Origin of the sequence: Promicromonospora iranensis, from assembly GCF_028994775.1 — a bacterium.
In the GTDB taxonomy this organism is placed as follows: Bacteria; Actinomycetota; Actinomycetes; order Actinomycetales; family Cellulomonadaceae; genus Promicromonospora; species Promicromonospora iranensis_A.
In genome coordinates, this window is sequence record NZ_JAJQMN010000014.1 from 82,397 (window position 1) to 105,783 (window position 23,387).

Annotated in this window: 23 protein-coding genes; 11 read left to right on the top strand and 12 right to left on the bottom strand. The window is 70.2% G+C overall.

What is annotated here, in order from left to right; translation table 11 throughout:
* Nucleotides 1-8: 8 nt before the first annotated feature.
* The 4 genes from LUU90_RS22500 to LUU90_RS22515 all read right to left on the bottom strand — a co-directional run bounded on the left by LUU90_RS22500 (nucleotide 9) and on the right by LUU90_RS22515 (nucleotide 4,098).
* A complete protein-coding gene (locus tag LUU90_RS22500) occupies nucleotides 9-869 on the bottom strand; it encodes an aldo/keto reductase (protein WP_275006193.1) in 861 nt (286 codons plus the stop codon).
* A 4-nt stretch (nucleotides 870-873) separates the two neighbouring features.
* On the bottom strand, nucleotides 874-1,998 hold the full coding sequence (locus LUU90_RS22505) for an SDR family oxidoreductase (protein WP_275006194.1): 1,125 nt from the start codon (nucleotides 1,996-1,998) through the stop codon (nucleotides 874-876).
* A 205-nt stretch (nucleotides 1,999-2,203) separates the two neighbouring features.
* The gene (locus tag LUU90_RS22510) at nucleotides 2,204-2,818 is read right to left on the bottom strand and encodes a TetR/AcrR family transcriptional regulator (RefSeq protein WP_274993415.1); all 615 of its coding nucleotides are present in this window, start codon (nucleotides 2,816-2,818) and stop codon (nucleotides 2,204-2,206) included.
* A 119-nt stretch (nucleotides 2,819-2,937) separates the two neighbouring features.
* The gene (locus LUU90_RS22515) at nucleotides 2,938-4,098 is read right to left on the bottom strand and encodes a PQQ-dependent sugar dehydrogenase (RefSeq protein ID WP_275006195.1); all 1,161 of its coding nucleotides are present in this window, start codon (nucleotides 4,096-4,098) and stop codon (nucleotides 2,938-2,940) included.
* A 175-nt stretch (nucleotides 4,099-4,273) separates the two neighbouring features.
* Here LUU90_RS22515 and LUU90_RS22520 point away from each other — a divergent pair, with 175 nt between their 5' ends.
* Genes LUU90_RS22520 through LUU90_RS22530 form a run of 3 tightly spaced genes read left to right on the top strand, consistent with a single transcriptional unit; the run spans nucleotide 4,274 to nucleotide 8,150 of the window.
* The gene (locus tag LUU90_RS22520; protein ID WP_342471007.1) at nucleotides 4,274-4,927 is read left to right on the top strand and encodes a (2Fe-2S)-binding protein; all 654 of its coding nucleotides are present in this window, start codon (nucleotides 4,274-4,276) and stop codon (nucleotides 4,925-4,927) included.
* Nucleotides 4,928-4,932: 5 nt separating this feature from the next.
* A complete protein-coding gene (locus tag LUU90_RS22525; RefSeq protein ID WP_275006196.1) occupies nucleotides 4,933-5,913 on the top strand; it encodes an FAD binding domain-containing protein in 981 nt (326 codons plus the stop codon).
* The gene (locus LUU90_RS22530; RefSeq protein WP_275006197.1) at nucleotides 5,910-8,150 is read left to right on the top strand and encodes a xanthine dehydrogenase family protein molybdopterin-binding subunit; all 2,241 of its coding nucleotides are present in this window, start codon (nucleotides 5,910-5,912) and stop codon (nucleotides 8,148-8,150) included. Before LUU90_RS22525 ends, LUU90_RS22530 begins: the two co-directional genes overlap by 4 nt.
* A gap of 80 nt (nucleotides 8,151-8,230) precedes the next feature.
* Here LUU90_RS22530 and LUU90_RS22535 read toward each other — a convergent pair whose 3' ends face one another.
* On the bottom strand, nucleotides 8,231-8,761 hold the full coding sequence (locus LUU90_RS22535) for a hypothetical protein (protein WP_275006198.1): 531 nt from the start codon (nucleotides 8,759-8,761) through the stop codon (nucleotides 8,231-8,233).
* Nucleotides 8,762-8,822: 61 nt separating this feature from the next.
* Between LUU90_RS22535 and LUU90_RS22540 the strand changes: the two genes are divergently transcribed.
* The 7 genes from LUU90_RS22540 to LUU90_RS22570 all read left to right on the top strand — a co-directional run bounded on the left by LUU90_RS22540 (nucleotide 8,823) and on the right by LUU90_RS22570 (nucleotide 16,644).
* Nucleotides 8,823-9,248 (top strand): MarR family winged helix-turn-helix transcriptional regulator, encoded by a 426-nt coding sequence (locus tag LUU90_RS22540; RefSeq protein ID WP_275006199.1) that lies wholly within the window; start codon nucleotides 8,823-8,825, stop codon nucleotides 9,246-9,248.
* Between the two features lie 265 nt (nucleotides 9,249-9,513).
* A complete protein-coding gene (locus tag LUU90_RS22545) occupies nucleotides 9,514-10,353 on the top strand; it encodes a helix-turn-helix transcriptional regulator (RefSeq protein WP_275006226.1) in 840 nt (279 codons plus the stop codon).
* Nucleotides 10,354-10,559: 206 nt separating this feature from the next.
* The gene (locus LUU90_RS22550) at nucleotides 10,560-11,399 is read left to right on the top strand and encodes a carotenoid biosynthesis protein (RefSeq protein ID WP_275006200.1); all 840 of its coding nucleotides are present in this window, start codon (nucleotides 10,560-10,562) and stop codon (nucleotides 11,397-11,399) included.
* 150 nt (nucleotides 11,400-11,549) lie between these two features.
* Complete coding sequence (locus LUU90_RS22555) at nucleotides 11,550-12,176, top strand: (2Fe-2S)-binding protein (protein ID WP_342471012.1); 627 nt, start codon at nucleotides 11,550-11,552, stop codon at nucleotides 12,174-12,176.
* Entirely contained in the window at nucleotides 12,176-13,153 is a 978-nt protein-coding gene (locus LUU90_RS22560) for an FAD binding domain-containing protein (RefSeq protein ID WP_275006201.1), read from the top strand. The genes LUU90_RS22555 and LUU90_RS22560 overlap by 1 nt, the downstream gene beginning before the upstream one ends.
* 18 nt (nucleotides 13,154-13,171) lie before the next feature.
* Entirely contained in the window at nucleotides 13,172-14,347 is a 1,176-nt protein-coding gene (locus LUU90_RS22565; RefSeq protein WP_275006202.1) for an XdhC family protein, read from the top strand.
* Nucleotides 14,348-14,358: 11 nt separating this feature from the next.
* Nucleotides 14,359-16,644, top strand: coding sequence for a xanthine dehydrogenase family protein molybdopterin-binding subunit (locus LUU90_RS22570; RefSeq protein ID WP_275006203.1), 2,286 nt, complete (start codon nucleotides 14,359-14,361; stop codon nucleotides 16,642-16,644).
* A 94-nt stretch (nucleotides 16,645-16,738) separates the two neighbouring features.
* On the opposite strand, the gene LUU90_RS22575 is transcribed toward LUU90_RS22570, so the two are convergent.
* The 6 genes from LUU90_RS22575 to LUU90_RS22600 all read right to left on the bottom strand — a co-directional run bounded on the left by LUU90_RS22575 (nucleotide 16,739) and on the right by LUU90_RS22600 (nucleotide 21,987).
* Nucleotides 16,739-17,920 (bottom strand): oxygenase MpaB family protein, encoded by a 1,182-nt coding sequence (locus LUU90_RS22575; protein WP_275006204.1) that lies wholly within the window; start codon nucleotides 17,918-17,920, stop codon nucleotides 16,739-16,741.
* A 141-nt stretch (nucleotides 17,921-18,061) separates the two neighbouring features.
* Nucleotides 18,062-18,616 (bottom strand): small multidrug efflux protein, encoded by a 555-nt coding sequence (locus LUU90_RS22580; protein WP_275006205.1) that lies wholly within the window; start codon nucleotides 18,614-18,616, stop codon nucleotides 18,062-18,064.
* A 180-nt stretch (nucleotides 18,617-18,796) separates the two neighbouring features.
* Nucleotides 18,797-19,312, bottom strand: a complete 516-nt coding sequence (locus tag LUU90_RS22585) for a small multidrug efflux protein (protein WP_275006206.1) — start codon at nucleotides 19,310-19,312, stop codon at nucleotides 18,797-18,799.
* Between the two features lie 183 nt (nucleotides 19,313-19,495).
* A complete protein-coding gene (locus LUU90_RS22590; protein WP_275006207.1) occupies nucleotides 19,496-20,218 on the bottom strand; it encodes a GOLPH3/VPS74 family protein in 723 nt (240 codons plus the stop codon).
* Nucleotides 20,215-20,997, bottom strand: coding sequence for a MerR family transcriptional regulator (locus tag LUU90_RS22595; RefSeq protein ID WP_275006208.1), 783 nt, complete (start codon nucleotides 20,995-20,997; stop codon nucleotides 20,215-20,217). Before LUU90_RS22595 ends, LUU90_RS22590 begins: the two co-directional genes overlap by 4 nt.
* Nucleotides 20,998-21,231: 234 nt before the next feature.
* Complete coding sequence (locus LUU90_RS22600; protein WP_275006209.1) at nucleotides 21,232-21,987, bottom strand: SDR family NAD(P)-dependent oxidoreductase; 756 nt, start codon at nucleotides 21,985-21,987, stop codon at nucleotides 21,232-21,234.
* A gap of 142 nt (nucleotides 21,988-22,129) precedes the next feature.
* Between LUU90_RS22600 and LUU90_RS22605 the strand changes: the two genes are divergently transcribed.
* Nucleotides 22,130-22,753: a TetR/AcrR family transcriptional regulator gene (locus tag LUU90_RS22605; RefSeq protein ID WP_275006210.1), complete on the top strand. Its 624-nt coding sequence runs from the start codon at nucleotides 22,130-22,132 to the stop codon at nucleotides 22,751-22,753.
* A 25-nt stretch (nucleotides 22,754-22,778) separates the two neighbouring features.
* Here LUU90_RS22605 and LUU90_RS22610 read toward each other — a convergent pair whose 3' ends face one another.
* Nucleotides 22,779-23,321: a hypothetical protein gene (locus tag LUU90_RS22610; protein WP_275006211.1), complete on the bottom strand. Its 543-nt coding sequence runs from the start codon at nucleotides 23,319-23,321 to the stop codon at nucleotides 22,779-22,781.
* Nucleotides 23,322-23,387 lie beyond the last annotated feature (66 nt).

A 23,387-nucleotide genomic window follows, 5' to 3' on the forward strand; every position in this document is an offset into this window, starting at 1 on the left:
GTACCGGCTCAGCGCTGCCGCTTGTCGTAGTCCATGCGCATGCTCTGGAAGATGATTCTCTCCACAAGCTCGGGCAGGTTGTGGAACCGTTTGTTCCTGTCCATCGCGGTGATCCGGTCCATCTCCTGGGCCGTCAGGGCGAAGTCGAACAGCTCGAAGTTCGACCGGATGTGGGCAGGGTCGGTGGAGCCGGGGATGACGATCGTGTCGCCCTGGAGGTGCCATCGCAGGATGACCTGCGCCGGCGACTTCCCGTACTTCCGGCCCAGCTCGGCGAAGAGGGGTTCCGCGAGCAGCTCCCGGTCGCCGCGCCCGAGCGGGAACCAGCCCGCCACGACCGTGCCGAACTGCTCGAGGAAGGCCTTCTGCTCACGCTGCTGGAAGTAGGGGTGGCGTTCGATCTGGGCGACGGCGGGGAGCACGGTCGCCCTGCTGATGAGGTCCGTCAGCCTTCGATGGTTGAAGTTGCTGATGCCGATCGAGCGCACCTTGCCCGCCCCGACGGCGTCCTCCATCGCCTTCCAGGAACCGTTGTAGTCGCCGTACTGCTGGTGCACCAGCAAGAGGTCCAGGTAGTCGGTGTCGAGCCGCTTGAGCGTGCGGTCGATCGCGGCCGACATCCTCGTGTACCCGGAGTCGGTCGACCATACCTTCGAGGTCAGGTAGATCTCCTCCCGCGGCAGGCCGCTGTCCCGGACGGCCTGGCCGACAGCGCGCTCGTTCAGGTACGTGTTGGCGGTGTCCACCGAGCGGTAACCGACCTGGAACGCACGGGCCAGCGCCGGGCCGACGTCGGCGGAACGAACCTGGTTGACGCCGATGCCGAGCTTCGGGATCTGGTAGCCGTCGTTCAGCGTGAAAGTCTCCACGGGATCAGCCCGCCCGCCCGAACGTGACCCCGCCGAGCTGGTCGAGCGTGGTCCACAGCCTGGCCGCGACCTGCTGGTCCTCGGCTTGTTCAGGAATGCCGGCCCAGGCGGGCAGGCCGCTGAGCCCCATGAATCCGGCTGGACCGTAGTACGCGCCCGCCTCGGCCTGCGGTGACGTCGCCGCATACAGGGTTGGCAGAGCTCCCTGAGCGCCTGGCTGGTACAGGAAAGGCATGTACCTGTGATTGCGCCCCTCCGTGCTGTCCGGACCAGGGCCGTCCGGGATCAGGTTGGTACGGGCGACGCCGGGGTGGGCGGCTATGGACGAGATTCCCCAGCCTCGCGCCGTGCTGCGCCGCTGCATCTCGAAGGCGAGCATGAGGTTGGCGAGCTTGGAGTTGCTGTAGGCCGCCCCGTAGTCGTACTCGTGAGTGGCTTGCAGGTCGTCGAAGTTGATCGTCCCGGTGGCGGCACGAAGGCTGGAGACCCAGACGACCCGGGGCGCCTCTGCTGCGCGCAGCAGAGGCAGGAGCCGGGCGGTCAACGCGAAGTGACCGATCGTGTTCGTGGCCAGGACCCGTTCGAATCCATCGGCGCTCACCTGGCGGGCCAGCTGCCCCCCGTCAGCGGCGTTGTTGACGAGAAGATCCAGGCTCGTTCGTGAAGCACGCATGCGCTCCGTGAAGGCTGCGACCGAAGCGAGGTCCGCCAGGTCGAGCGTCTCGAAGCGGATCGAAGCGCCGGGAACGTCGGCCCTGATGCGCCGGACAGCCTCCGCGCCCCGTTCCTGGTTGCGGGACGCGATCGTCACCTCCGCGCCGGCACGGGCGAGCTCAAGGGCATTGTGATAGCCCAGGCCGCTCCGGTCCTCCACGGGATAGCCGTTGCCGCCCGTGACGAGCGCCGAGCGCCCCCGCAGCGAGGGAACGTCAGCTGCCGTCCAGTCGGGGATCCTCGGCAGGCCCTGCTGACGCGGGGACATCTCCGGCCGGTTCGCCACGAAGGCGGCTGTGCCACCGCCGACGATCGCGACCCCGGCACCAACACCGACGAGTCGGACGAACGTGCGGCGGGACAATCCCTTTCTCTCGACCTCGACGGGACCGTTCTCTCCTGGCGGGTGTGTCATCTCGGGGGCTCCCTGGTGTGCGCGCCGGGCGAGGACATCGAGCGTGTCCCGATCCTTCGCTGAGTGGGTGTGACCCGAGAAGGCTCGCGCGTCGGCGAGCCGGCATCCAGGACCTTGCGATCCGTGGACAGCCGAGCCGTGGCAGAACACGACCTGCTCATCGGACGACCGAGCCCCACCTCGCCGTCCGGCAGCTTCCGGCGTCCTACGGGGTCGTCAGGAGTGTCGTGACGAAGCCCCGGATCCGGTCCACGTCGACGTCGGTGTACAGCGAGCCCTCGTCGGAGCTCTCCGGGAGCGGCTTCTCGACGCCGAACAAGGCCTGGAAGAAGCGGGGGTGGAGCGAGCGACCGAGCAGGTCGGTCGCGAGCTCGCCGGACGCGGGCCCTGGGATCTCGAGCCGCTCCGTGAGGAACGACGCGAGGCGCTCCTGGGAGGTGCGGAAGATGGCGTCGTAGTACTGGCTCGACGCGTCCGGAAGGCGTTCGGCCTCCGCGATCCCCATCCGGCAGGTACGCAGCGCCGGCTCACGCAGGAGGAGCTGGAGAAAGCGTGCGCAGTACACCGTCACCGCCTCGGTGGCGTCGTCGCTGTAGGTGTCAGGGGTCTTGAGGCGGTTGAGATACATCGTGCGGGCGAGCTCGAACACCGCGCGGAACAGCGCGTCCTTGCTCGGGAAGCGTGTGTACAGGGACCTCTTGGACGTGGAGGCGCGTGCGGCGACCACGTCCATGGAGGTGCGCTCGAAGCCCAGCTCGAGGAACACGTCCTTGGCAGACCACAGGATGTGTTCCTTGAGCTCTTCCCCGCGGCGTCCCACCGGCCTGCCTCCGTCGTGATCGAGATTTTCGGTACGACGGAGTTTACGCGGCGGGCCGTTCCGCGCGGCCCAGCCGATCCGTGCCGGCCGGGCCGCCCGTCAGCCCGCGCACGGCCGGATCACTCGTCGAGCTCGATCCGCAGGATGCGGTCGTCACCTTCCTCGGGGCTGGCTCCGCCCCAGGACGCACCGTCCGTCTCCGAGGTGGTGACCCAGAGCGTCCCGTCGGGTGCGGCCTGGACGGTCCGCAGGCGCCCGTACTCGCCTTCGAGGTGAGAGATCGGGTCGCCGGCCGCCTCGCCGCCGTCGACGGGCAGCTGCCACAGCCGCTGGCCCCTGAGTCCCGCCATCCAGAGCGATCCGGCGGCATAGGCGATGCCGGAGGGTGAGGCTTCCTCGGTGGCGAACGTGAACAGGGGCGGCACGCCCGCGGAGCCGAGGGAGCCCTCGCTGTCCGGCCAGCCGTAGTCGCTTCCCGGCACGATCACGTTGACCTCGTCCTGCTCCTGGTCGCCGAACTCCGAGGAGTACGCGGTCCCGTCCGGCCCGAAGGTGATGCCCTGGACGTTGCGGTGCCCGGTGGTGTAGACGGGGCTGTCGGAGGGGTTGTCCGACGGAACCGTCCCGTCGGGGCGGATCCGCAGGATCTTTCCGTTCAGGCTGTCCGGGTCGGGGGCGAGCGCCGGCTCGTCGGCGTCGCCCGTGGTGATCCACAGCGCCCCGGTCCGGTCGAAGGCGAGCCGACCACCCTGGTGCCGACCCGTGCCCAGGCGGATCCCGTCGAGCACGACCCTGGCCTGGGTGAACGAGCCGAACTCGGAGTCGAGCTCGAGTGCGACGACACGGTTGTCCGACGCGGTGGAGACGAAGGCGTAGACGGTGCGGTCCCGGGCGATGTCCGGGGATGCCGCGAGGCCGAGCAGGCCGCTGTCGGGTGCGGTGGCCGCGCCGTCGACCTGCCCCACCGAACGGTGGTCGCCGGTCCCGGGATCGACCCGGCGGATCTCGAAGGTGTTCCTGGAGGACACGAGCGCCGACCCGTCCGGGAGGAACGTGAGGCCCCACGGGGTGTCCAGACCGGTGGCGAGCTCCGTGACGCGTCCCGGCGAGGCGAGCTCGCCGGGCGCGGCATCCGCCGGCGCTGACGTACCCGACGGCGCCGCGGAACCAGGTCCGGGGCTCGCGGTCGAGGATGGTGGAGGGCCGGCACAGGAGGACAGGAGGACGGCGAGTGACAGGGTCGCGGCGAGTGCCGTGGCGGCCGGCCGGGTGACGAGCATGGGCAGCTCCGATCGTGGAGGTGGGCGGGACCGAACCGTCTACCGGGGAGACGTGCGCTCCTCGCCGGACCTTGTCGGGTCCAAAAGTAAACGGTACGGTTGAGTTTACCAGCCGTCCTGTCCCGGCCGGCATTCCGTTCGGGACAGGTTCACGACAAGACCGAGTGAGGTCGACATGTCTACCGATGTACAGGAGCCCGAGCTCCAGCCAGAAGAAGGACGCCCCTCCCCTCTGAGCAGACGCACCTTCATCGCCGCTACGGGTACCGCGACGGGAGTAGCCGTCGCAGCCGGGGTGACCGGGTCGGGCACCCGTCCGGTATCCGCCACCGAGGATGTGGCGAGCGAGCTCGCGGACGGCACGACGAGCCAGGTCTCCTTCCTGCTCAACGGGCGCCGCCAGTCGCTGGTCGTCGACAACCGAGCCTCCCTGCTCGATCTGCTGCGCGAGCGGCTGGACCTGACCGGGACCAAGAAGGGCTGCGACGCCGGTGCCTGCGGGGCCTGCACGGTCCATGTCGACGGCCGCCGGGTCAACGCCTGCCTCACCTTCGCCGCCAGGCTCGACGGCGCGCAGGTCACCACCATCGAGGGCCTCGCGCCCGACGGCGACCTGCACCCGCTGCAACGAGCGTTCATCGAGCAGGACGCCCTGCAGTGCGGGTTCTGCACGCCCGGCCAGATCATGTCGGGCGTGGCCTGCATCCGCGAGGGACACACGGAATCCCCGGAGGAGATCCGGGAGTGGATGAGCGGCAACATCTGCCGGTGCGGCTGCTACGTCAAGATCGTCCGTGCGGTCGACCACGTCGCCACAGGCGGGAGGTAGGCGCCATGTTCCCCTTCACCTACACCAGGGCGACCTCCGTCCACGAAGCGATCGAAGCCGGTGAGCGCGGAGGCAGGTACATCGCCGGGGGCACCACCCTGGTGGACCTCATGCGCGAGACGGTCGAGCGCCCACGCGCCCTCGTCGACATCGTCGGCCTTCCCCTGTCCGACGTCAGCGCCACGCCGCGTGGCGGCCTCCGCATCGGAGCACTCGCCCGGATGGCGGACGTCGCCGCGGACCCCGTCGTGCGGCAGACCTACCCCGCCGTCGCGCAGGCGCTGGAGCTGAGCGCCTCGGCGCAGCTGCGCAACATGGCCACCATCGGCGGCAACGTCATGCAGCGCCCGCGATGCGCGTACTTCCGCGACGTCTCGGCTCCCTGCAACCGGCGCGAGCCCGGTTCGGGCTGCTCGGCCCTGGAGGGCTACAACCGGACCCACGCCATCCTCGGAACGTCCGAACACTGCGTCGCGACGCACCCGTCGGACCTGGCGGTCGTCCTGACGGCGCTTGAGGCCACCGTGCACATGGTCGGCCCGGAGGGCCGACGGGCCACACCGATCGGCCAGTTCCTGCTGCAGCCCGGCGACACGCCGGACCGGGAGCAGGACCTCCGACCCGGTGAGCTGATCGTGGCCCTCGAGATACCCCCGCTCCCGCGGCCACTGCGGTCCGGGTACCTGAAGGTGCGCGACCGGGAGAGCTACGAGTTCGCGCTCACCTCCGTCGCCGTCGCGCTGCACATCAGGGGTGGCGTGATCCACACAGCCAAGGTCGCCGCCGGCGGGGTGGGCACCATTCCCTGGAAGCTCCCGGCCGTCGAGCAGCACCTCGTCGGCAGACGCCCCTCGCCCGACCTCTGGGCACAGGCCGCCGAACGAGCCGCCGACGGGGCGCGACCACTGGTCCACAACGGATTCAAGACCGAGCTGCTGCGACGCACCGTCGAACGCCAGCTCCGCATCGTAGGAGGGCGCTCATGACCCCCCAGCCTGCCCCGCGGCCCGCCCGGCAGCCCCAGGCCGCGGTCGGCACGCCGCGGTCCCGCGTCGACGGACGTCTCAAGGTGACCGGCCAGGCCCGCTTCGCCGCGGACCACGGCCCCGCCGACGGCATCGACGGGATCGTGCACGCGGTACTCGTGGACGCCACCATCGGCAGGGGAAGGATCACCAGCATCGAGGCCCGCGCCGCCCTGGCCGTCCCGGACGTCCTCACCGTGATCCACCACGGGAACGCGCCGCGGCTGCCGTACCGGGACAACTCCTTCCCCGACTCGATCCACCCGCCCGGCGAGCGGTTGCGCGCGTTCCAGGACAACCATGTCCGGTTCTTCGGACAACCGGTCGCCGTCGTCGTCGCCACGACCCTGGAGGCGGCGCGGCACGCCGCTCGCCTCGTCGAGGTCACCTACGACGCGGAGCCCCCACAGCTCGACCTCGTGACGGCACCCGCCCACGAGCCCGACATCTACACCCGGGGCGACGCCGCAGCCGCGCTCGCCTCGGCCCCGGTGCAGCTCGAGATGACCTACCGGATGGGGCGGAACCACCACAACGCGATGGAACCGCACGCGATAGTGGCGCGCTGGGACGGCGACCGCCTCACGGTCTGGGAGAAGACCCAGTGGGTCGCCGACCCCAGGAACGAGCTCGCGGCGGTCTTCGGGATCCCCCAGGCCGCCGTGCGGTGCTACTCGCGCTTCGTCGGCGGAGCGTTCGGCAACTCCGGACGCACCTGGGTCCACTCCGTGGCCGCGGCGCTGGCGGCCCGGGAGCTTCGTCGCCCGGTCAAGCTCGTCCTCAGCAGGAGACAGCTCTACTTCGGCATCGGGTTCCGCCCGGCCTACGAGTACGGCGTGCGCCTCGGTAGCGAGCGAGATGGCCGGCTGACCGCCGTCGTGCACGACGTGCGGGGCGAGACCTCCCGCTACGAGCGCCACTCGGACGACCTCGCACTGGGCCGGATGCTCTACGACACGCCGAACTTCCGGCAGGACGTACGGCTCGTTCCCCTGGACGTCAACACACCGACGTGGATGCGTGGCCCGGGGTGGTCCACCACGGCGACCGCCCTGGAGACCTCCCTGGACGAGCTGGCGCACGAGCTCGGCATCGACCCGATCGAGCTGCGGATCCGCAACGAACCCGCCGACGACCCCGCGACCGGTCAGCCGTTCTCCACCAGGCGGCTCCACGAGTGCTACACGACCGGCATGCGCGAGTTCGGCTGGCACCGGCGCAGCTCCCGTCCGCGGGCGGTCCGCGAGGGCGACTGGCTGATCGGTATGGGTATGGCGGCCGGGGCCTACCCGGCCGAGAGCGCCCCCGCGCAGGCGCACGCCCGGCTCGGCGCCGACGGAACCGTCGTCGTCCGTTCGGCGAGCAGCGACATGGGCCCGGGCACGACGACGTCGATGGCACAGGTCGCCGCCGACGCCCTCGGTCTGCCGATGTGGAGCGTGCAGTTCCAGCTCGGCGACTCCATGATGCCCCCGGCCCCCGTGCACGCGCTGGCCTGGACCATGGCGAGCGTGGGCTCCGCCGTCCAGGCGACCTGCGACAGGCTGCGGCGCAAGGCGGTCGCCCTGGCGGTGGGCGACGACCGGTCGCCCTTGCACGGCGTGCCCGCCGACGAGGTCGTCGTGCGGCGCGGGTGGCTGCACACCAGGGCGGATCCGCGCCGTGGCGAGACCTATCAGCAGCTGCTGGCACGCAACGGCCGGACCCATCTCGAGGCGGTCGGTGGCTACGAGCCGCCCGAGGAGATCCGGTACTCGATGTACGCCTACAGCGCGATCTTCGCCGAGGTCGCCGTCGACGCCCGGCTCGGGATCGTGCGGGTCCGCCGGATGCTCGGGGTCTTCGACGCCGGACGCATCGTCAACCCCAAGCTCGCCGACAGCCAGGCCCACGGTGGCATGATCGGCGGCCTGGGCCAAGCCCTGCTGGAGCACACCGTCACCGACCCGCGTGACGGCCGGATCCTGAACGCCAACCTCGCGGACTACCTCGTGCCGACCAACGCGGACGCGACCGACATCCGTGCGATCTATATCGAAGGCGTCGACAACGAGGCCGCACCGATCGGCGTCAAAGGGCTCGGCGAGGTCGTGCAGGTCGGCGTGGCGCCCGCGATCGCCAACGCCGTCTTCAACGCGACAGGACGCCGGGTCCGCGACCTGCCCATCACGCCCGAGGCCCTGCTCATGCCCCGGTGACGACGCACCGGTGGTCACGAGCGACCCGAGCCCCACCTCGGGCACCACCCGGAGCTCCGGCTCACGCCGTTGTTGACATGTCATCCGCCTGCCAGAACAGCACGGGGAGCGGGCGGCTCCTCGGACTCCTGCCCATAGATGGCGACCAGGGCGAACCACACCGCGGTGACGATCCCCGCCGGACTGAGGAACTCCTCGGGCACTGTCGTGCCGACGAAGGAGTATCCACCGAGCCACACGCCAGAGACGAGTCCGGCGACACGCACGAGCCAGGATCGGGACACCAGCGAGCTTGCGACGATCCAGACACCGGCAAGGACGTGACCGCCGAGACGGACCGCCCACGCGGTCTCGTAGGAGATGTCGTTGATCATCAGGATGCCTGCCAGAACGTCCAGGGCGACCCAGCCGTACCCGGCAGCCCTGGCCCATGGTGCGGCGTCCAGGCGCGACACGAGGAGCAGGATCGAGAGGTGGAAGAAGACGCCGAGGTACTCCCCCCACACCACGGTGGGGTCGATCAGCAGAGCGAGCACGACGGGGACGAAGAGCGCGAGCGGGAGGAGTGCGATGTAGCGCAGGCCGACGTAGCGCCGTTGAGAGTCGAGCACGGAGGAACCCCTAGGATTGTGGCGATACTGGTTCGACCTACGATAGAAAGCGAATGTTGACATGTCAACACGGGTCGAGAGTGCCGCGGAGCTGTGGTTGACATGGAAGCGCGCGTTCGAGGCGGTGCGAGCACCGATCGTCGCCGACGTGACCGCCGGATCCGATCTCTCGGAGCCCGAGCTGAGCGTCCTGGTCACACTTTTCGAGGCCGGCGGCGCCGCGCGCCAGAACGTCCTGGCCGCAGAGCTGGGCTGGGACCGGACCCGGCTGTCGCACCTGCTCACCAGGATGGAGGCGCGCGAGTACGTGACCCGTGGAAAGGTGACGGGGGGTGTCGAGGTGGCCCTGCTCACCAGGGGCAGGGATGCGCTCGACACGTCGATACCGACATTGGAGGACTCAGCCCGACGTCACCTGCTCGATGCCCTCGACCCCGAGGACGTCAGGGCGCTCCGAAGGATTGTTCGCAGGCTCCTGACGTCCTGAGGCACGCGAGGGTCCTGAGTTACTTGGCGCCCCGAGTCACCGGGCACCGCCCTGACCGAATGCCACACCGCCAGGTTCCTCCAGCGTGGTCGCCCATGGAACCCCACTGGTCACGGTCTGCGGATCCGATCAGGTAGGCGCCGATGGTCGTCTCATGGACCACGCCCTGCGGGTTCGACGCCTCGACGTCGGGTGGTCGATGATCCCCGGCGCGGAGACTATGGTCACGACCGGCCGCAGCCGGCGATCAGAGAGGGAACCCATGGTGATCGATCGGGCCGGGCTCGCCGAGTTCCTGCGACGGCGCCGCGAGTCGCTGCAACCTGAGGACGTCGGCCTCCCGCGCGGATCGCGCCGAAGGACCGGCGGCCTGCGACGGGAGGAGGTCGCCTCGCTCTGTCACATGTCGGCCGACTACTACGCGCGGCTCGAACGAGAGCGCGGACCTCACCCGTCCGTGCAGATGATCACCTCCATCGCGCAGGGACTGGGCCTCTGCCTCGACGAACGCGACCACCTGCTTCGGCTCTCCGGGCACAACCCACCGGCGCGCGGCGCGGCCGGCGAACACGTCAGCCCCGGTCTGCTCCGCATCCTCGACTGCCTGGACGACTCTCCCGCGGAGATCGTCACCGAGCTCGGGGAGACTCTCCGGCAGAGCCCGCTGGGGATCGCGCTCACCGGCGACCGGACCCGGCACACGGGACCCGCCCGTAGCATCGGCTACCGGTGGTTCACCGACCCCACCACACGACAGCTCTACGACCCCGACGACCATCCCCTGCTCACCCGCACTTTCACCGCCGGCCTGCGCCACGTCGCCGCACTGCGCGGCCCCGGCTCCCGGGCAGCGCAGCTGGCGGACCACCTGCTCGGGCAGAACGACGAGTTCCGCGAGGCGTGGAACGCTCACGAGGTCGGCGTGCGGTCGGTCGCCGTCAAGCGCTTGGTCCACCCTGAGGTCGGCGCCCTGGAACTGACCTGTCAGTCCCTGCTCGACCCGGACCAGTCGCACCGCCTGCTCGTCTTCGCGGCCGTCCCCGGCTCCGAGAGCGACGAGAAGCTGCAGCAGCTGTCCGACATCGCAGCGCGGACGTGTGACTGATGCCCGCGAGGAACGGGCGCCATCCCTGCTCTCGCGCTGGTCAGGGGCGGATCGACAGGCCCTGAATAACGGTGCCGCCTTCCACCACTGTGGAGACCGTCTCCCCAGGGAAGGAAATCATGTCCGACACGTTCAGCCTCAGAATCACCACGGAAAGCCCCTCGCGACGATCCCACGGCCCGGTCCGGCGAGCACTCGGATGGATCGTGGTGGCCGCAGCCGCCGCTGCCGCCGTGATCGTGCCGTTGTCCGGCGCGCCCGCGGCGGCGCAGTCCATCGCGCTGCTCGGTGTCGCCCTCGCCCTCGTGCAGGGCACGCGGCGATACGGCTGGGGACCGCTGCTCGCCTTCTTCGTGATCAGCTACGTCATCAGCTTCGCCTGGGAAAACCTGAGCGTCATGACGGGCTTCCCGTTCGGCAACTACCACTACACGCTCACGCCGCAGCTGCTCCACGTGCCCGTGATCATCGGTGTGGCCTACTTCGGCATCGGCTTCGTCAGCTGGATGACTGCCAACACGATCCTCGACCGTGCGGACGAACATCTGAACCTGCGCACCCGGGTCGGCCGGATCAACGTCTTCGCGCTGCCGGTGCTGGCCGGTGCCGTCATGACGATGTTCGACGTCGGCATCGACTCGATCTCCTCGACCGTCCGAGGCGCATGGGTCTGGGAAGAAGGCGGCGGCGTCTTCGGCGTCCCCTTCACGAACTATCTCGGCTGGTGGTTCGTCACGTGGAGCTTCTTCCAGGTCTTCGCGCTGGCCCTCGCCGTTCGCCAGACCCGGCGCCCCGAGGAGACCGCTCACGGCCTGCCACGGATCTCCCACCTGCAACCCGTGCTCATCTACATGATGTTCGGTATCAGCTCGATAGCCGCTTTCCTCGGCTTCACCGAGGGCGACACCGTCGTTGACACGACCGGCGCCGCGTGGAGCACGCCGGCGATCTTCGAGGCGCTCATGATCTTCAACATCTTCAGCATCATCCCTGTCTCCCTCTTCGCGATCACGAAGATCGCCCGAGGCGACCTGAACCGCGCCTGACACCCCGGCGACCTCAGCCTGGGATCGGCAGGTCCTGGATGTCCTTCGCCCCAGTGCCCAACCTGGGACCAGTACCGAGCCGGAGACCACACGGATGGTCGCGGCGCTGTCCTTCCCCGCCCGAAGCTGCGACCAGCCAGGAGAGACTCGATGAATCCAGAGAACGATGCGGGACACGGCCGTTCGGGCGTCTCCCGGCGAAACTTCCTGGGCGGCGGCCTGGTCGCCGCCGCCGTGACGCCACTGCTGAACGCGACAGCCGAGGCCGAGGCGGCAGAGGCGGCTTCCGCCACCGCGGGCGGGGTGGCACAGGTGCTGGTGCGGGCCGCCGTCAACGGCGCACCGGTCACGGTGCTGGTCGACCCACGGGCCACCCTGCTCGACACGCTCCGCGAGAGGCTCGACCTCAAGGGCACGAAGAAGGGCTGCGACCGGGGCCAGTGCGGTGCCTGCACCGTGCACGTCGACGGGCGGCGCGTGCTGTCCTGTCTGACCCTGGCCGCGTCGACGACAGGCCACGAGGTCACCACGATCGAGGGCCTGGCCGACGGGGACCGCTTGCACCCGATGCAGCAGGCGTTCATCGAGCACGACGGCCTGCAGTGCGGCTTCTGCACCCCGGGACAGATCATGTCCGCGGTCGCCATGGTCGACGACGAGGGTCCCGCCCGCTCGGACGACGAGATCCGGGAGCGCATGTCTGGCAACATCTGTCGCTGCAGCGCCTACCCGCGCATCGTCGACGCGATCCGTGACGCGCAGCAGGTGATGCGCTGATGCGGCCCTACACCTTCGCCCAGCCGCGCTCGGTCCGCGAGGCCCTGCGGGGCGCCGGACCCGACACCGCGTTCCTGGCCGGGGGCACCACCCTGGTGGACCTGATGAAGCTCGAGGTGGTCACCCCGGAACGGGTCGTGGACATCAACCGGCTCCCGCTGGACGGCATCACCCTGGACCACAAGGGGCTGCACATCGGTGCGCTCGAACGCATGAGCGACGTGGCGGCCGACCGGAGGGTGCGGGAGAACTACCCGATGGTCGCGCAGGCGCTGGAGCTGAGCGCCTCGGCTCAGCTGCGCAACATGGCGAGCATCGGCGGGAACCTGCTGCAGCGCACGCGGTGCGGCTACTTCCGCGACGTCAGCACCCCGTGCAACAAGCGCGAGCCGGGCAGCGGGTGCTCGGCGCTGGAGGGGATCAACCGCGGTCATGCGGTCCTCGGCACCAGCGACGACTGCATCGCGAGCCACCCCAGCGACCTGGCTGTCCCGCTCGTGGCGCTGAGCACGGTGGTGCACCTCGCCTCGGCGCGGGGCACCCGCAGCGTGCCGCTGGACACCTTCTACACCCTGCCCGGCGCCACGCCGGAGGTCGAGAACGTGCTGCGACCGAACGAGCTGATCACCGGCATCACTGTGCCCCGCTCACCGTGGGCGGCGCACTCGCTCTATGTGAAGGTCCGTGACCGGCAGTCGTACGAGTTCGCACTCACCTCGGCGGCCGTCGCCCTCGGGATGCGGGGCCGGACCATCACGAGTGCCCGGGTCGCCGCAGGCGGAGTGGGGACCAGGCCGTGGCGGCTGACGGCGGTCGAACGCGCCCTGACCGGCCGGCCTGCCACCGCTGCCACGTTCGAGGCCGCCGTCGTCCGTGCCGCGGACGGTGCGCAGCCGCGCGAGCACAACGCGTTCAAGCCCGCCCTGCTGCGCCGCACCCTGGTGCGGGCTCTGACCGAGCTGCAGGAGAGCCGATGACCAGCGCAGGCGGTAGCCATGCTTGAGCTCGCCGCCCAGCTGCTCGAACGCACCCGCCGTCGGATCCCGTTCGTGACGGCCACCGTCACGAACGTGGCCGGCAGCGCACCCCGGCAGCCCGGCTCGTCGCTCGTGGTCGACGCCGACGGCGCGGTGCTGGGCAACGTGTCCGGCGGGTGCGTCGACGCCGCCGTGCACGACGCCTGTCAGGAGATGCTCGCCGGGGACCACCAGCCCCAGGTCCTGCGGTTCGGGTACACCGACGCCGACGCGATCGGCGTCGGCCTGACCTGCGGCGGAACCATCGAGCTCCTGCTGTGCCACCACGACCCGGCCACCGAACCGGGGCTGGAAGCGGCCCTCCTCGACGCCACCCGGGACGAGTCGGTCGCCCTGGCCACGGTGGTGCGCGGCCCCGAGGCGCACCTGGGCCGGACGATCGTCGTGCGTCCCGGTCAGCCCAGCCAGGGAACTCTCGGCGACGAGCTGCTCGACCAGGTCGCCGGGGCGCAGGCGGCGGACGTGCTGCATGCCGGCCAGAGCGGCACGGTCGAGATCGGGGTGGCCGACAGCTACTGCCGGGAGCCCATGACGCTGCTGGTGGAGTCCTGCGCCCCGGCGCCGCGGATGCTCGTCTTCGGCGCCATCGACCACGCCGCCGCGCTGGCCCGGCTCGGCACCTTCCTCGGGTACCGGGTGACGGTCTGCGACGCCCGGCCCACGTTCGCCACCCCGGAGCGGTTCCCGGGCGCGGAGGTCGTCGTGGAATGGCCGCACCGCCATCTCGGGGCCCAGGCCGAGGCCGGGCTGCTCGACCAGCGCACCGTCGTCTGCGTGCTCACCCACGACCCCAAGTTCGACGTGCCGCTCCTGACCGCCGCCCTGCGCCTGCCCGTGGCGTACGTCGGGGCCATGGGCTCTCGCCGCACCCACGAGGAACGCCTGGCCCGGCTCCGCGACGCAGGCCTGAACGATCACGAGCTGGGTCGGCTGCACTCACCGATCGGGCTCGACCTCGGTGCCCGCACCCCGCAGGAGACCGCATTGTCGATCGCGGCGGAAATCATCGCGAACCGGCACGACGGCTCCGGCGTACCCCTGAGCACCGGGGTCCCGATCCACCGCGAAGTCATCCAGCACGACATCACCCACCGCAGCGTCCCGTCACCGCGCCCGCTCACGCACAGCAGCTAGAAGGAGCCACGATGCCCCGTTCCCCCGTAGGACGCGAGATCGACCGCGTCGACGGCAGACTGAAGGTCACCGGCGCGGCCGAGTACTCCGGTGACTACCGCGCCCCCGAGCGCGCCGCCGACCTCGCCCACGCCCACCTCGTCACCAGCACCATCGCGCGAGGCACCATCACCCGGATCGACACCGCCGCCGCACTGGCCTCCCCCGGGGTGCTGCGCGTGTACGCCGCGCCGGAGCCCATCGAGCGCCTGGCGCTGTACGGAGTCACCGGCCAGGCCGCCGGCTTCACCGAGCCCTACATCCCGCTGCAGACCGCGGCGGTCCGTTTTTACGGCCAGGCCATAGCGATGGTTGTCGCCGAGACCCCCGAGCAGGCACGCGACGCCGCGGCGCTGGTCACCGCGACCTACGCCGCCCAGCCGCCGCGCACCTCGATCGCGGACGAGCCGCACGTGCCCGCCGGCCCCACCATCAGCGGGTCGCCGAGCAGCCTCGACATCCTGGCTCCTGGCGTCGAGTCGATCGACGCCGCGCTCGCCGCCAGCGACGTCGTGGTGGAGGCCGAGTTCCACCAGAACGTGCAGCACCACGTCGGGATGGAGCCTCACGCGGTCCTCGCCGTCTGGGAGGAACCGGACCGCGTCACCATCTACGCCGGCGCGCAGATCCCCGCGGCGTATGCGCTCGGGATGGCACAGCGGCTCGGTCTGCTGCCCCAGAACGTCCGACTGATCACGAAGTACGTGGGTGGCGGGTTCGGCGCCCGCGTCGTCCTGTGGAGCGATACGCCCCTGGCCGCTGCCGCGGCCCGTGAGCTCGGCCGGCCGGTCCGGCTGGTCCTCACCCGGGAACAGATGTTCACCCTGACCGGCCACCGTTCGCACCTCACGCAGACCGTCAGGCTGGGCGCCTCCCGGCGGGGAGTGCTCAACGCGGTCAGCCACCGGAGCATCGCCGAGCGTCCGAGCACCATGTCGTTCACCATGACTCCGGCCCACTCCACGTCGGACGCGCTCTACCGCACACCGAACCTGCACGTCGACGCTCAGCTGGCCGTCCTCGACATCCCCGGGAGCCGGGCGATGCGCGGCCCCAACGAGGCACCCGGGTCCTTCGCCCTGGAGACGGCGATGGACGAGCTGGCCATCGCCACCGGCGTCGACCCCGTGGAGCTGCGGCTGCGCAACCACGCCACCACCCACCCCGTCTCGGGGCTGCCCTGGTCGAGCAAGCACCTGGAGGAGTGCTACCGCGTCGGGGCGGAACGCTTCGGCTGGTCCGCCCGCAGCAGCAGGCCCCGCTCACGTGTCGACGGGCAGTGGCTGTACGGCACCGGCATGGCGACCGCCATCTACCCTGCGGCACGCCGGACCGGGTTCGCCGTCCGGGTCCAGCTGCGCAACGACGACACCGCGGTGGTGTCCACGGGCACCTCGGACCTCGGCACCGGCGCGACGACCATGGTGGCGATCTCCGGCGCCGATGCCCTGGGCATCCCGCTGGCGCGGGTGACGCCCGAGATCGGTGACACCTACCTTCCCCCGGGCGCACCCGCGGTCGGCTCCAGCGGCACGCATGCCACGGTGCCGCTGGTCGTGGACGCCGCCCGGAACGTCATCGCGGAGCTCAAGCGGCTTGCCGTCACCAGGGACGGGTCGCCCTGGCAGGGAGCGGCCGCCGAGGACCTGCGCTACGAGCGCGGCATCCTGCACGGGGGCGGCCGCTCGATGACCTTCGGCCGCCTGCTCACCGCCATCGGATCGCGCGGCGTCGACATGGAGTCCTCTCCGGGAGGCGACCCCATCCCCGGGGTCATCCACCACAGCTTCGGTGCTCACTTCTGCGAGGTACGGGTCAACCGGTTCACCGGCGAGACCCGCGTCACCCGGTTCACCACCGTCGCCGACGTCGGCCGCGTCATCAATGCCAAGGCCGCTCGCAGCCAGCTCGTCGGCGGCGTCATCTTCGGCATCGGCCACGCCCTTCTGGAGGAGAACCACCTCGAGCTCCGCACCGGGCGGCTGGCCAACAGCACCCTGGCCGACTACCTCGTGCCCGTGAACGCCGACGTCCCCGACATCGACGTGGTCATGCTCGACGAGCCCGACCCCCGCCTCACCGGGCCCCTCGGCGACGGCAGCGAGGACGTGGGGACCAGGAGCCTCGGCGCCCGCGGCCTCGGGGAGATCGGCACGGTCGGCTCGGCGGCCGCGATCGGCAACGCCGTCTTCAACGCCACCGGCGTCCGGTTGCGCGACGTCCCCATCACGCCGGACAAGCTGATCGAGCACCTATAGACGCCCAATTCTCAGGGCACCAGCGCACCTGGCTACGCCCGAGGGGCCACCCGATCAACATGATCGGATGGCCCCTCTGCGGTGTCCGGATGGCTCATGGAGCGGCGACATGATCCTGGTAGGCGGCACTGGCATCGCCGAGAACCGCCATGATGCCGCGGAACGCCCGGGCGCCATCCTCCACGGCCTCCTGCACGGCTCCCGGAACCTGCAGCTGGTAGCGACGGGCCCTCGCCTCTCCCGCCGCGAGCAGCGGTAGCACGGAGGTGACGGGCGACTCCGCGATGCCCAGCCCCGCCGCAGCGTCTCCGTGGTACCGGCCGGCCAGGGCGTTCAGCAGGTCGCGCCAGCCCGACGCGTCCAGCGGCGACTGCGGCAGGGCGGCGAGGTTGGCCGTCGCCGCGTCGAACAGGGCGGCGACGAGCGCCCGGCTGTTCTCGTCCGGCGCGGCGGACGTCGAGTCGAGCAGGTCGAGCAGCTCGCCGGCCTGCTGGTGGTCCTCGATGCCGAGGAAGAACTCCTCGTCCAGGCCGAGCAGGTGGCCCACGTACCACCAGTAGCGGTAGAGGCGGGACTGCTCCTCGTCCGTGAGCCGGTAGCCGATGCCCTCCAGGAACGTGAACGGCACCACCGTGAAGTCCAGCCAGGTACGTGCCACGTCGGCCTGGTTGATCGGTACGCCCCACTGGCCGGCGTCCCAGCCGTGCGCCGTGGCCGTGGCCCGCACCCGTGCGTGCAGCAACCGGACCTGCACGGTCTGCACGTAGCCGGGAGCGCCGTGCCGTAGGCCACGGGGCAGGACGACCGAGGCGTTCCACAGCCCGGTCTCGGCCAGGCGACGCGGTGCCGCCGTGGTCAGCCGCCCGGTACCCACGAGCAGCCTCGCGATCGCCGGCGACCGGTAGGTGTGGGCCAGCGAACCACCCACGAAGGCGAGGCTGCGCCAGTGCGGCGGCACGGCGAGCGAGGTCCGGTCCCCCTCGTCCAGCAGCTCCGCCGAGACCCAGCCGTGCACGGCCTCGGTGTGGGCGAGAAGCGCGGCGACGGCCGGCGGGGCGTCCGGCACGCTCGCCCGGCCCTCGGCGAGGCCGCGTCCGAGGGCGGCGCGGGCGGGCCGGCCGAGCTGGTCGAACTCGGCGATGACGGCGTCGGCCAGAGGATCCCCCGCCTGGAGCGCCCGCAGCATGAGGTCGACGCGATCGCCGTGGCGGGTCCGGGCCGCCGCGAGGTCGACGGCCCGATCGGGCACCGGCAAGGCATTCTTCGAAACAGTCATGAAGTCATCCAAGCCGCCCCACCGAACGCCATCCACGGCCTCCTGATCCCCCTCTCCGTCCGTCCGACAGGATCGTCCCGGTGGAGTCCGCGAGCATGCCGCGGGGTGGTCAGTCTGGTGTGGGCGGGACAGGCCGGGTTCTCAGGCGGCGGCGTTGATGACGCCGCTGATGATGAGGGCGGTGAGCGTGGTCCAGGCGATGATCGCCGCGGCCTGCCAGATCAGGATGCGGACCTTGCCGACGCCGGAGGCAGCGAGCATGGTGGCGGTGAAGTGGGTGGGCAGCAGCAGCGGGCCGAGCAGGCTCACACCCGGGACGCCGTAGCGCTCGTAGGCACGCTGGAACTTCGCGCGGCGTGCGGCGCTGCGGGAGTCCGCGTCCTCGACGGGCGCGGCCATCAGGACGGTCTCGCCACCCGCCGGCACTCCGGCCCGCGCGGCCACCTTCGTCCGGTGCCGGGTCACGACGGCGTTGCGCGCACCCGAGCTGAGCAGCACGAGCGCGGCGACGACCAGGAAGTTGCCGGCCATCGCGGCGACCGCGGCCACGAACGGGTTGATCCCACCGATGATCCCGATCGCCACCCCGCCCTCGCCCTCGACGAACGGGATGGCTCCCGCGACGGCGACGATCAGCGGCTGGACGACCTCGGGTACCTGCCCGACAAGGTCCTGGAGGTTGTCGATGAGGCTCATGGTGTGCTCCTGTCGGTGTGGGTACCGGGGTGTCCCCCGTGCTGAACCCAGTCCACCGCGTGGGAACGCCGCTCAGAAGTGCCTGCCTGTCACCACCATCCGGGGCGAACACACGCCGCGGCCATGACATGTGTCATGGCCGCGACCCACTGCTTGAGCGTGCCCCCGACCGTGCCCGCCTCAGCCGACGTTGTAGACCACGAGCAGGGCGAGCCAGGCGCTCACTGTCGAGATCGCGGTCCACAGGGTGATCGCGATGCCCTGCCACAGCAGTACCCAGGGTTTGGACACACCGCCGGCGACCAGCAGCGCGGCGGTGAACTGGGTAGGCATCGCGAGAGGGCCCAGAAGGCTCGCCCCGGGCACTCCGTACCGATTGAGGTAGCGCCGGAAACGTTCCTTGCCCTTCGATTCCGGCTTTTCCTTGGCGGGCGCCTCCTCCGCCGCGGCCCCGCTCGACACCGTCGGGGTCACCGAGACACCCACCGTCTCTCGTCGCTCCCGACGGGCGAGGGTCGCTGTACGCACCCGGCTGCTGAGGGTGACGATCAGGAAGACGCAGAGGAAGTTGCCCCCGGCAGCGGCGATCCCGGCCACAATCGGATTGAGGCCGCCGAGCACCCCGACCATCGTCGCGAGCTCACCCTCGACGAAGGGCACGGCGCCGGCCAACGCGACGATCAGGGGTTGGACCACCTCGGGAACGTCCGCGACAAGATCTCGGAATCCCTGGACCAATGGTTCGACCGGGTTCACTGTGTTCTCTCTTCCAGTGCTGGGCGCGCCCGTGATCCGGGTACACCAAGTACGCGTGGTTGGTGATGAGGATCCGGGCGGAGCCGCCCGTGGAGACTTCCGGCTCCCGCCGGTGAAAGGTGATCAGTCAGGCTGCGTGAACGTCGCGACAGTCGTCGCGAACGCGGTCCCGACGACCTGCGCGACGAGAGCGCTCAGGATGACGTCGGAGGCGGCCTTCGCGCCCCAGTCGCCGCGCTCGAACTTCTTGCCGCGCGTGTAGACGTCGCCGGACCACGGGATATCGGCATCCATCGCGGCCAGGTTCTTGCTCGCCGAGAGCAGCGCGATCAGCACGGCGGTCCCGGCATCAGGTTCAGTGCCGTCCACCAGAGCCGCCCGGACCGGGACGAGCAGCCGGTCCCGCGTATCGGTGTCTCCGCCCTTGAGCGCGTGCGTCGGGATGAAGCCAAGGAAACGGCGCGGCTCCCGGCGGATATCCCCTCGAGCGACGAGCCGGTTCAACGTGCTCTCTCTCGACCGGGCGCCGATGTCGGCCACGAGCCCTCTGATCCCCGTCGCGGATTCCGGGACCCGCTCCCATGCTGCGCGCAGGAGCGAGTCCTCAGGAGCGTGGCCGACGGCGCGAACGCGGCGCTTTCTGTCGTCGAGCTCGATGTGCCCTCTCGCGACGAGCTCGACGAGCATCGCGCCGCCGAGCGTGTACATCAGCGGCTGACCCTCGCCGGCGATGGCGCCGCTGCGGGGGTCGAACAGGAGAAGCATGACGGCCTCCGGCAGCGTCATGTCCGCACCAAGGATGGCGCCTGTGTCGTCCGGTCGAGGGCCTGCGGCTGGGTCGGTCATTGTGATGCTCCGTCGGTAGCGCCACGGGAAGGTTCAGCTCCCCGCCGGGGATCCGGGTCGGTTGCCGAGCCGGTCGTCGCGATCGCGTGCGCTCGTCGCAGCACCTCGATCTGGATGGGGTGATACAGATCGCCGATCGCCTGCGAGACCGTGCTGGCCGTGCGCTCGGCGCTGTGCGTCGAGAAACGGGTGGGGTCAGCCACCACTTGAAACGCGGCCTGTGCCGCAGCGAGCGGACCTGCCATCCGTTCGGCCAGGTCTTGTATCGCCGCATCGTCCGCATCTGCCGGAAGTGCGTCGAACTCGTCGTCAATGGGGTCGCGCCGGCTCACCAGCTCACGGAGCTCGCCCATCGCGCTCTCGTCGAGGACCTGACCGTAGACGAGGATCATGGCGCGGTCGTTGTCCGAAAGATTCGGCGTGACCGACTCGAATCCGCGGGGAACGTCTATCGGAGCGCGGTGACGCAGGAGCACTGCGAGCTCTGCCCGAACGCGCTGCAGCCGCTCGATGGTCGCCGCGAGCTCCGCATCGATCAGCCGAATCGCGTCGTCCGGCACCTCGTCGGCGCGACCCATGGTGGCGATCTGGGAGAGCGGAAGCCCGAGATCGCTCAGCCTCTTGATCTGCAGCAGCCGGATGAGGTGCGCCGTCTCGTACTGCTTGTAGCCGTTCGACATGCGTCGCGGCTCGTCGAGCAACCCCAGCGCGTGGTAGTGCCGTACAGCCTTGATCGTCGTACCTGCGAGGTCCGCGAGCTGACGTGTACTCCAGGCCATCGTTCTCACCACCGTTCCGTTGAGAACCAGTGAAAACCATGCCCTTGGGACACAGTCAACAGGCCACCGACTGTTCGACCTTGCCCCATGGGCACGGCTTCCGCAGCGGAAGGCCGACGTTGTCGACTGCGTGGCCGATCACCGCGGCAGCCGGGTGGAGCCAGGACGGCTCCACCCGGCTGCCGGCCAGTGGTCCGCGCCCCCGCACTCAAGAGGGCCGGAGGGCAGTCCTGGTCACTGGAAGACCTGTACCTCGCCGCCGTCCGCGAACAGCTCGCTGCCGGTGATGAAGCTGGACTGGTCGGAGGCCAGGAAGAGGACTGCGTTGGCGATCTCAGCAGGGTCCGCGGTGCGGCCCAGGGGTGTGCTGCGGGCCATGTCGTCGAGCAGTGCGCCTACCTGTCCTGGCCCCGCAAGGCCGCGGAGCCCTGGGGTGTCGGTGGGGCCGGGTACCAGGGTGTTGACGCGCAGGCCGCGGGGCGCGAGCTCAGCGGCCCAGACCCGGCTCAGCTGCCGGATCGCTGCCTTGGTGGCGGAGTAGACACCGAAGCCGGCGATACCGCGGCTCGCTGAGCTGGAGCCGGTGAGCACGATGCTCCCGCCCTCGTTCAGCAGCGGTAGCGCTTTCTGGACCGTGAAGACGGTGCCTCGCACGTTGATCCCGAAGGTGTGGTCGAAGGCCTCGGGGGTGAGCGAGTCCAGGGGCTGTTCCGCCTCGCCACCGCCGGCGTTCGCGAAGAGAATGTCGAGCCGGTTTCCGTCGTCAGCAATCCGCCCGAACAGCCGGTCGAGGTCGTCCAGGTCGGAGATGTCGTTCTGGATCGCAACTGCCCGGTCACCCAACGACTCGGCGGCGGCTTCGAGCTCCAGCTTGCGGCGTCCGGTGAGGTAGACGTGCGCGCCCTCGGCGATGAAGCGCTCGGCGGTGGCGCGGCCGATGCCCGTGCTCGCGCCGGTCACCAGAGCGACCTTGCCAGTCAGCTGTCCCATGAGTTCATCCTCTTCCGTGGTGCGTGAAACGCGAGGGCTGGTCGTGTCCGGCCGGCCACGGACACCTTCCGACTCGTTCTTGACCGGGCGGTCCACCATAAGCATGGTGGACCGAGCGGTCAAGAACCCCTATCCTGGGGGCATGGCAAGGCCACGGCAGTTCGACGAGGACGCGGTACTGCGGGCCGTGCGCGACCAGTTCTGCGCATCGGGCTACACGGCGACCTCGCTGCAGGACCTCATGCGGGTCAGCGGCCTGGGCAAGGGCAGCCTCTACGCCGCCTTCGGGGACAAGCACGAGCTGTTCCTGCGGGTGCTGCGCCAGTACGTCGAGTCAATCGACCACACGCTGCACGAGCTGATCGACTCGGCGCCGCGCGCGATCGAGGCGCTGCGCTCCTTCCTGATGATGCCGGTGGGCGACCCCGAGGGCGTGGCCGCCCGTCGCGGCTGCCTGCTCGCCAACAGCACCACGGAGCTGGCTGCCGCCGACCCCGTCGTCGCCGCCGAAGCGCGACAGGCGTACGAGGGGATGACGACCGTGCTCGCCGGCGCCGTGCGCGCCGCGCAGGCCCAGGGTGACCTGAGCACCTCCGCCGATCCGGTCGAAACAGCCCGGGCACTCCTGGCCGCACATCAAGGCCTGACCTTCATGGGTCGCACGGGGATGGACGTCGAAACACTCGCGGCGACGGCCCGTTCGCTCGCGGCCCAGCTCCTGCCCACCGCTGCGGATCGTCACGGGAGCCGAGACCAGGCCCACTGACCACGATCTGGCGACAGGCGCGTCACTATCGACCCAGCGTGTCCGGGCCAGCGACCAGCCAGACCTGCCTGACCGATTCCTTCAGCACCTCCGCGGCGAGGAAGCCGACAGTGAGCTGGTCGTACCGTCCGATGAGCCAGGGCACTCGATCGACGAACGTCAGCTCCAGCGCCGGTGGGTCGTCGCCCACGATGTCGTTCAGGAGGGCTGCGACCTCCCACGATCCATGGACAGGTATACGCAGGCGCCGTGAGTCCGGGCCGCCGTCCGTGAAGATCTCGACGTCGGACGACAGAAGTTCGGCAACGGCTCCTCGGTCCCCCTCAAGCCATGCCGACCGCAGACGCCTGAGTGCTCTGATCGGCTCTGTCACTGTCGTGGCACGGTCGCGACGCAGCCTCGCGCGAGCGGAGGCGAGCAACCCCGGCAGGTCGCCTTCTGAGCAACCCACGAACCTTGCCACGAAGCGTGTGTCGTGAGGGAAGGCGCCGTGCAGGATCAGTGCGGCGGTCTCCCGGGGCTCGATTGACTGCATCGCGGCACGTATCACGTACTCAAGGATCGCCATGTCGCCGCCTCGTTCCAGGGACGGCCCACAGTGCGTTCGTCCGTCGCGCTGACGTCCTGCCGCGGA

Bases quoted from the DNA above. Each gene is read 5' to 3' on its own strand.
- LUU90_RS22575 (WP_275006204.1), bottom strand. From the start codon at position 17,920: ATGACTGTTTCGAAGAATGCCTTGCCGGTGCCCGATCGGGCCGTCGAC.
- LUU90_RS22595 (WP_275006208.1), bottom strand. From the start codon at position 20,997: ATGGCCTGGAGTACACGTCAGCTCGCGGACCTCGCAGGTACGACGATC.
- LUU90_RS22580 (WP_275006205.1), bottom strand. From the start codon at position 18,616: ATGAGCCTCATCGACAACCTCCAGGACCTTGTCGGGCAGGTACCCGAG.
- LUU90_RS22525 (WP_275006196.1), top strand. From the start codon at position 4,933: ATGTTCCCCTTCACCTACACCAGGGCGACCTCCGTCCACGAAGCGATC.
- LUU90_RS22520 (WP_342471007.1), top strand. From the start codon at position 4,274: ATGTCTACCGATGTACAGGAGCCCGAGCTCCAGCCAGAAGAAGGACGC.
- LUU90_RS22555 (WP_342471012.1), top strand. From the start codon at position 11,550: ATGAATCCAGAGAACGATGCGGGACACGGCCGTTCGGGCGTCTCCCGG.
- LUU90_RS22605 (WP_275006210.1), top strand. From the start codon at position 22,130: ATGGCAAGGCCACGGCAGTTCGACGAGGACGCGGTACTGCGGGCCGTG.
- LUU90_RS22570 (WP_275006203.1), top strand. From the start codon at position 14,359: ATGCCCCGTTCCCCCGTAGGACGCGAGATCGACCGCGTCGACGGCAGA.
- LUU90_RS22610 (WP_275006211.1), bottom strand. From the start codon at position 23,321: ATGGCGATCCTTGAGTACGTGATACGTGCCGCGATGCAGTCAATCGAG.
- LUU90_RS22565 (WP_275006202.1), top strand. From the start codon at position 13,172: ATGCTTGAGCTCGCCGCCCAGCTGCTCGAACGCACCCGCCGTCGGATC.
- LUU90_RS22505 (WP_275006194.1), bottom strand. From the start codon at position 1,998: ATGACACACCCGCCAGGAGAGAACGGTCCCGTCGAGGTCGAGAGAAAG.
- LUU90_RS22530 (WP_275006197.1), top strand. From the start codon at position 5,910: ATGACCCCCCAGCCTGCCCCGCGGCCCGCCCGGCAGCCCCAGGCCGCG.
- LUU90_RS22600 (WP_275006209.1), bottom strand. From the start codon at position 21,987: ATGGGACAGCTGACTGGCAAGGTCGCTCTGGTGACCGGCGCGAGCACG.
- LUU90_RS22540 (WP_275006199.1), top strand. From the start codon at position 8,823: ATGTCAACACGGGTCGAGAGTGCCGCGGAGCTGTGGTTGACATGGAAG.
- LUU90_RS22590 (WP_275006207.1), bottom strand. From the start codon at position 20,218: ATGACCGACCCAGCCGCAGGCCCTCGACCGGACGACACAGGCGCCATC.
- LUU90_RS22560 (WP_275006201.1), top strand. From the start codon at position 12,176: ATGCGGCCCTACACCTTCGCCCAGCCGCGCTCGGTCCGCGAGGCCCTG.
- LUU90_RS22515 (WP_275006195.1), bottom strand. From the start codon at position 4,098: ATGCTCGTCACCCGGCCGGCCGCCACGGCACTCGCCGCGACCCTGTCA.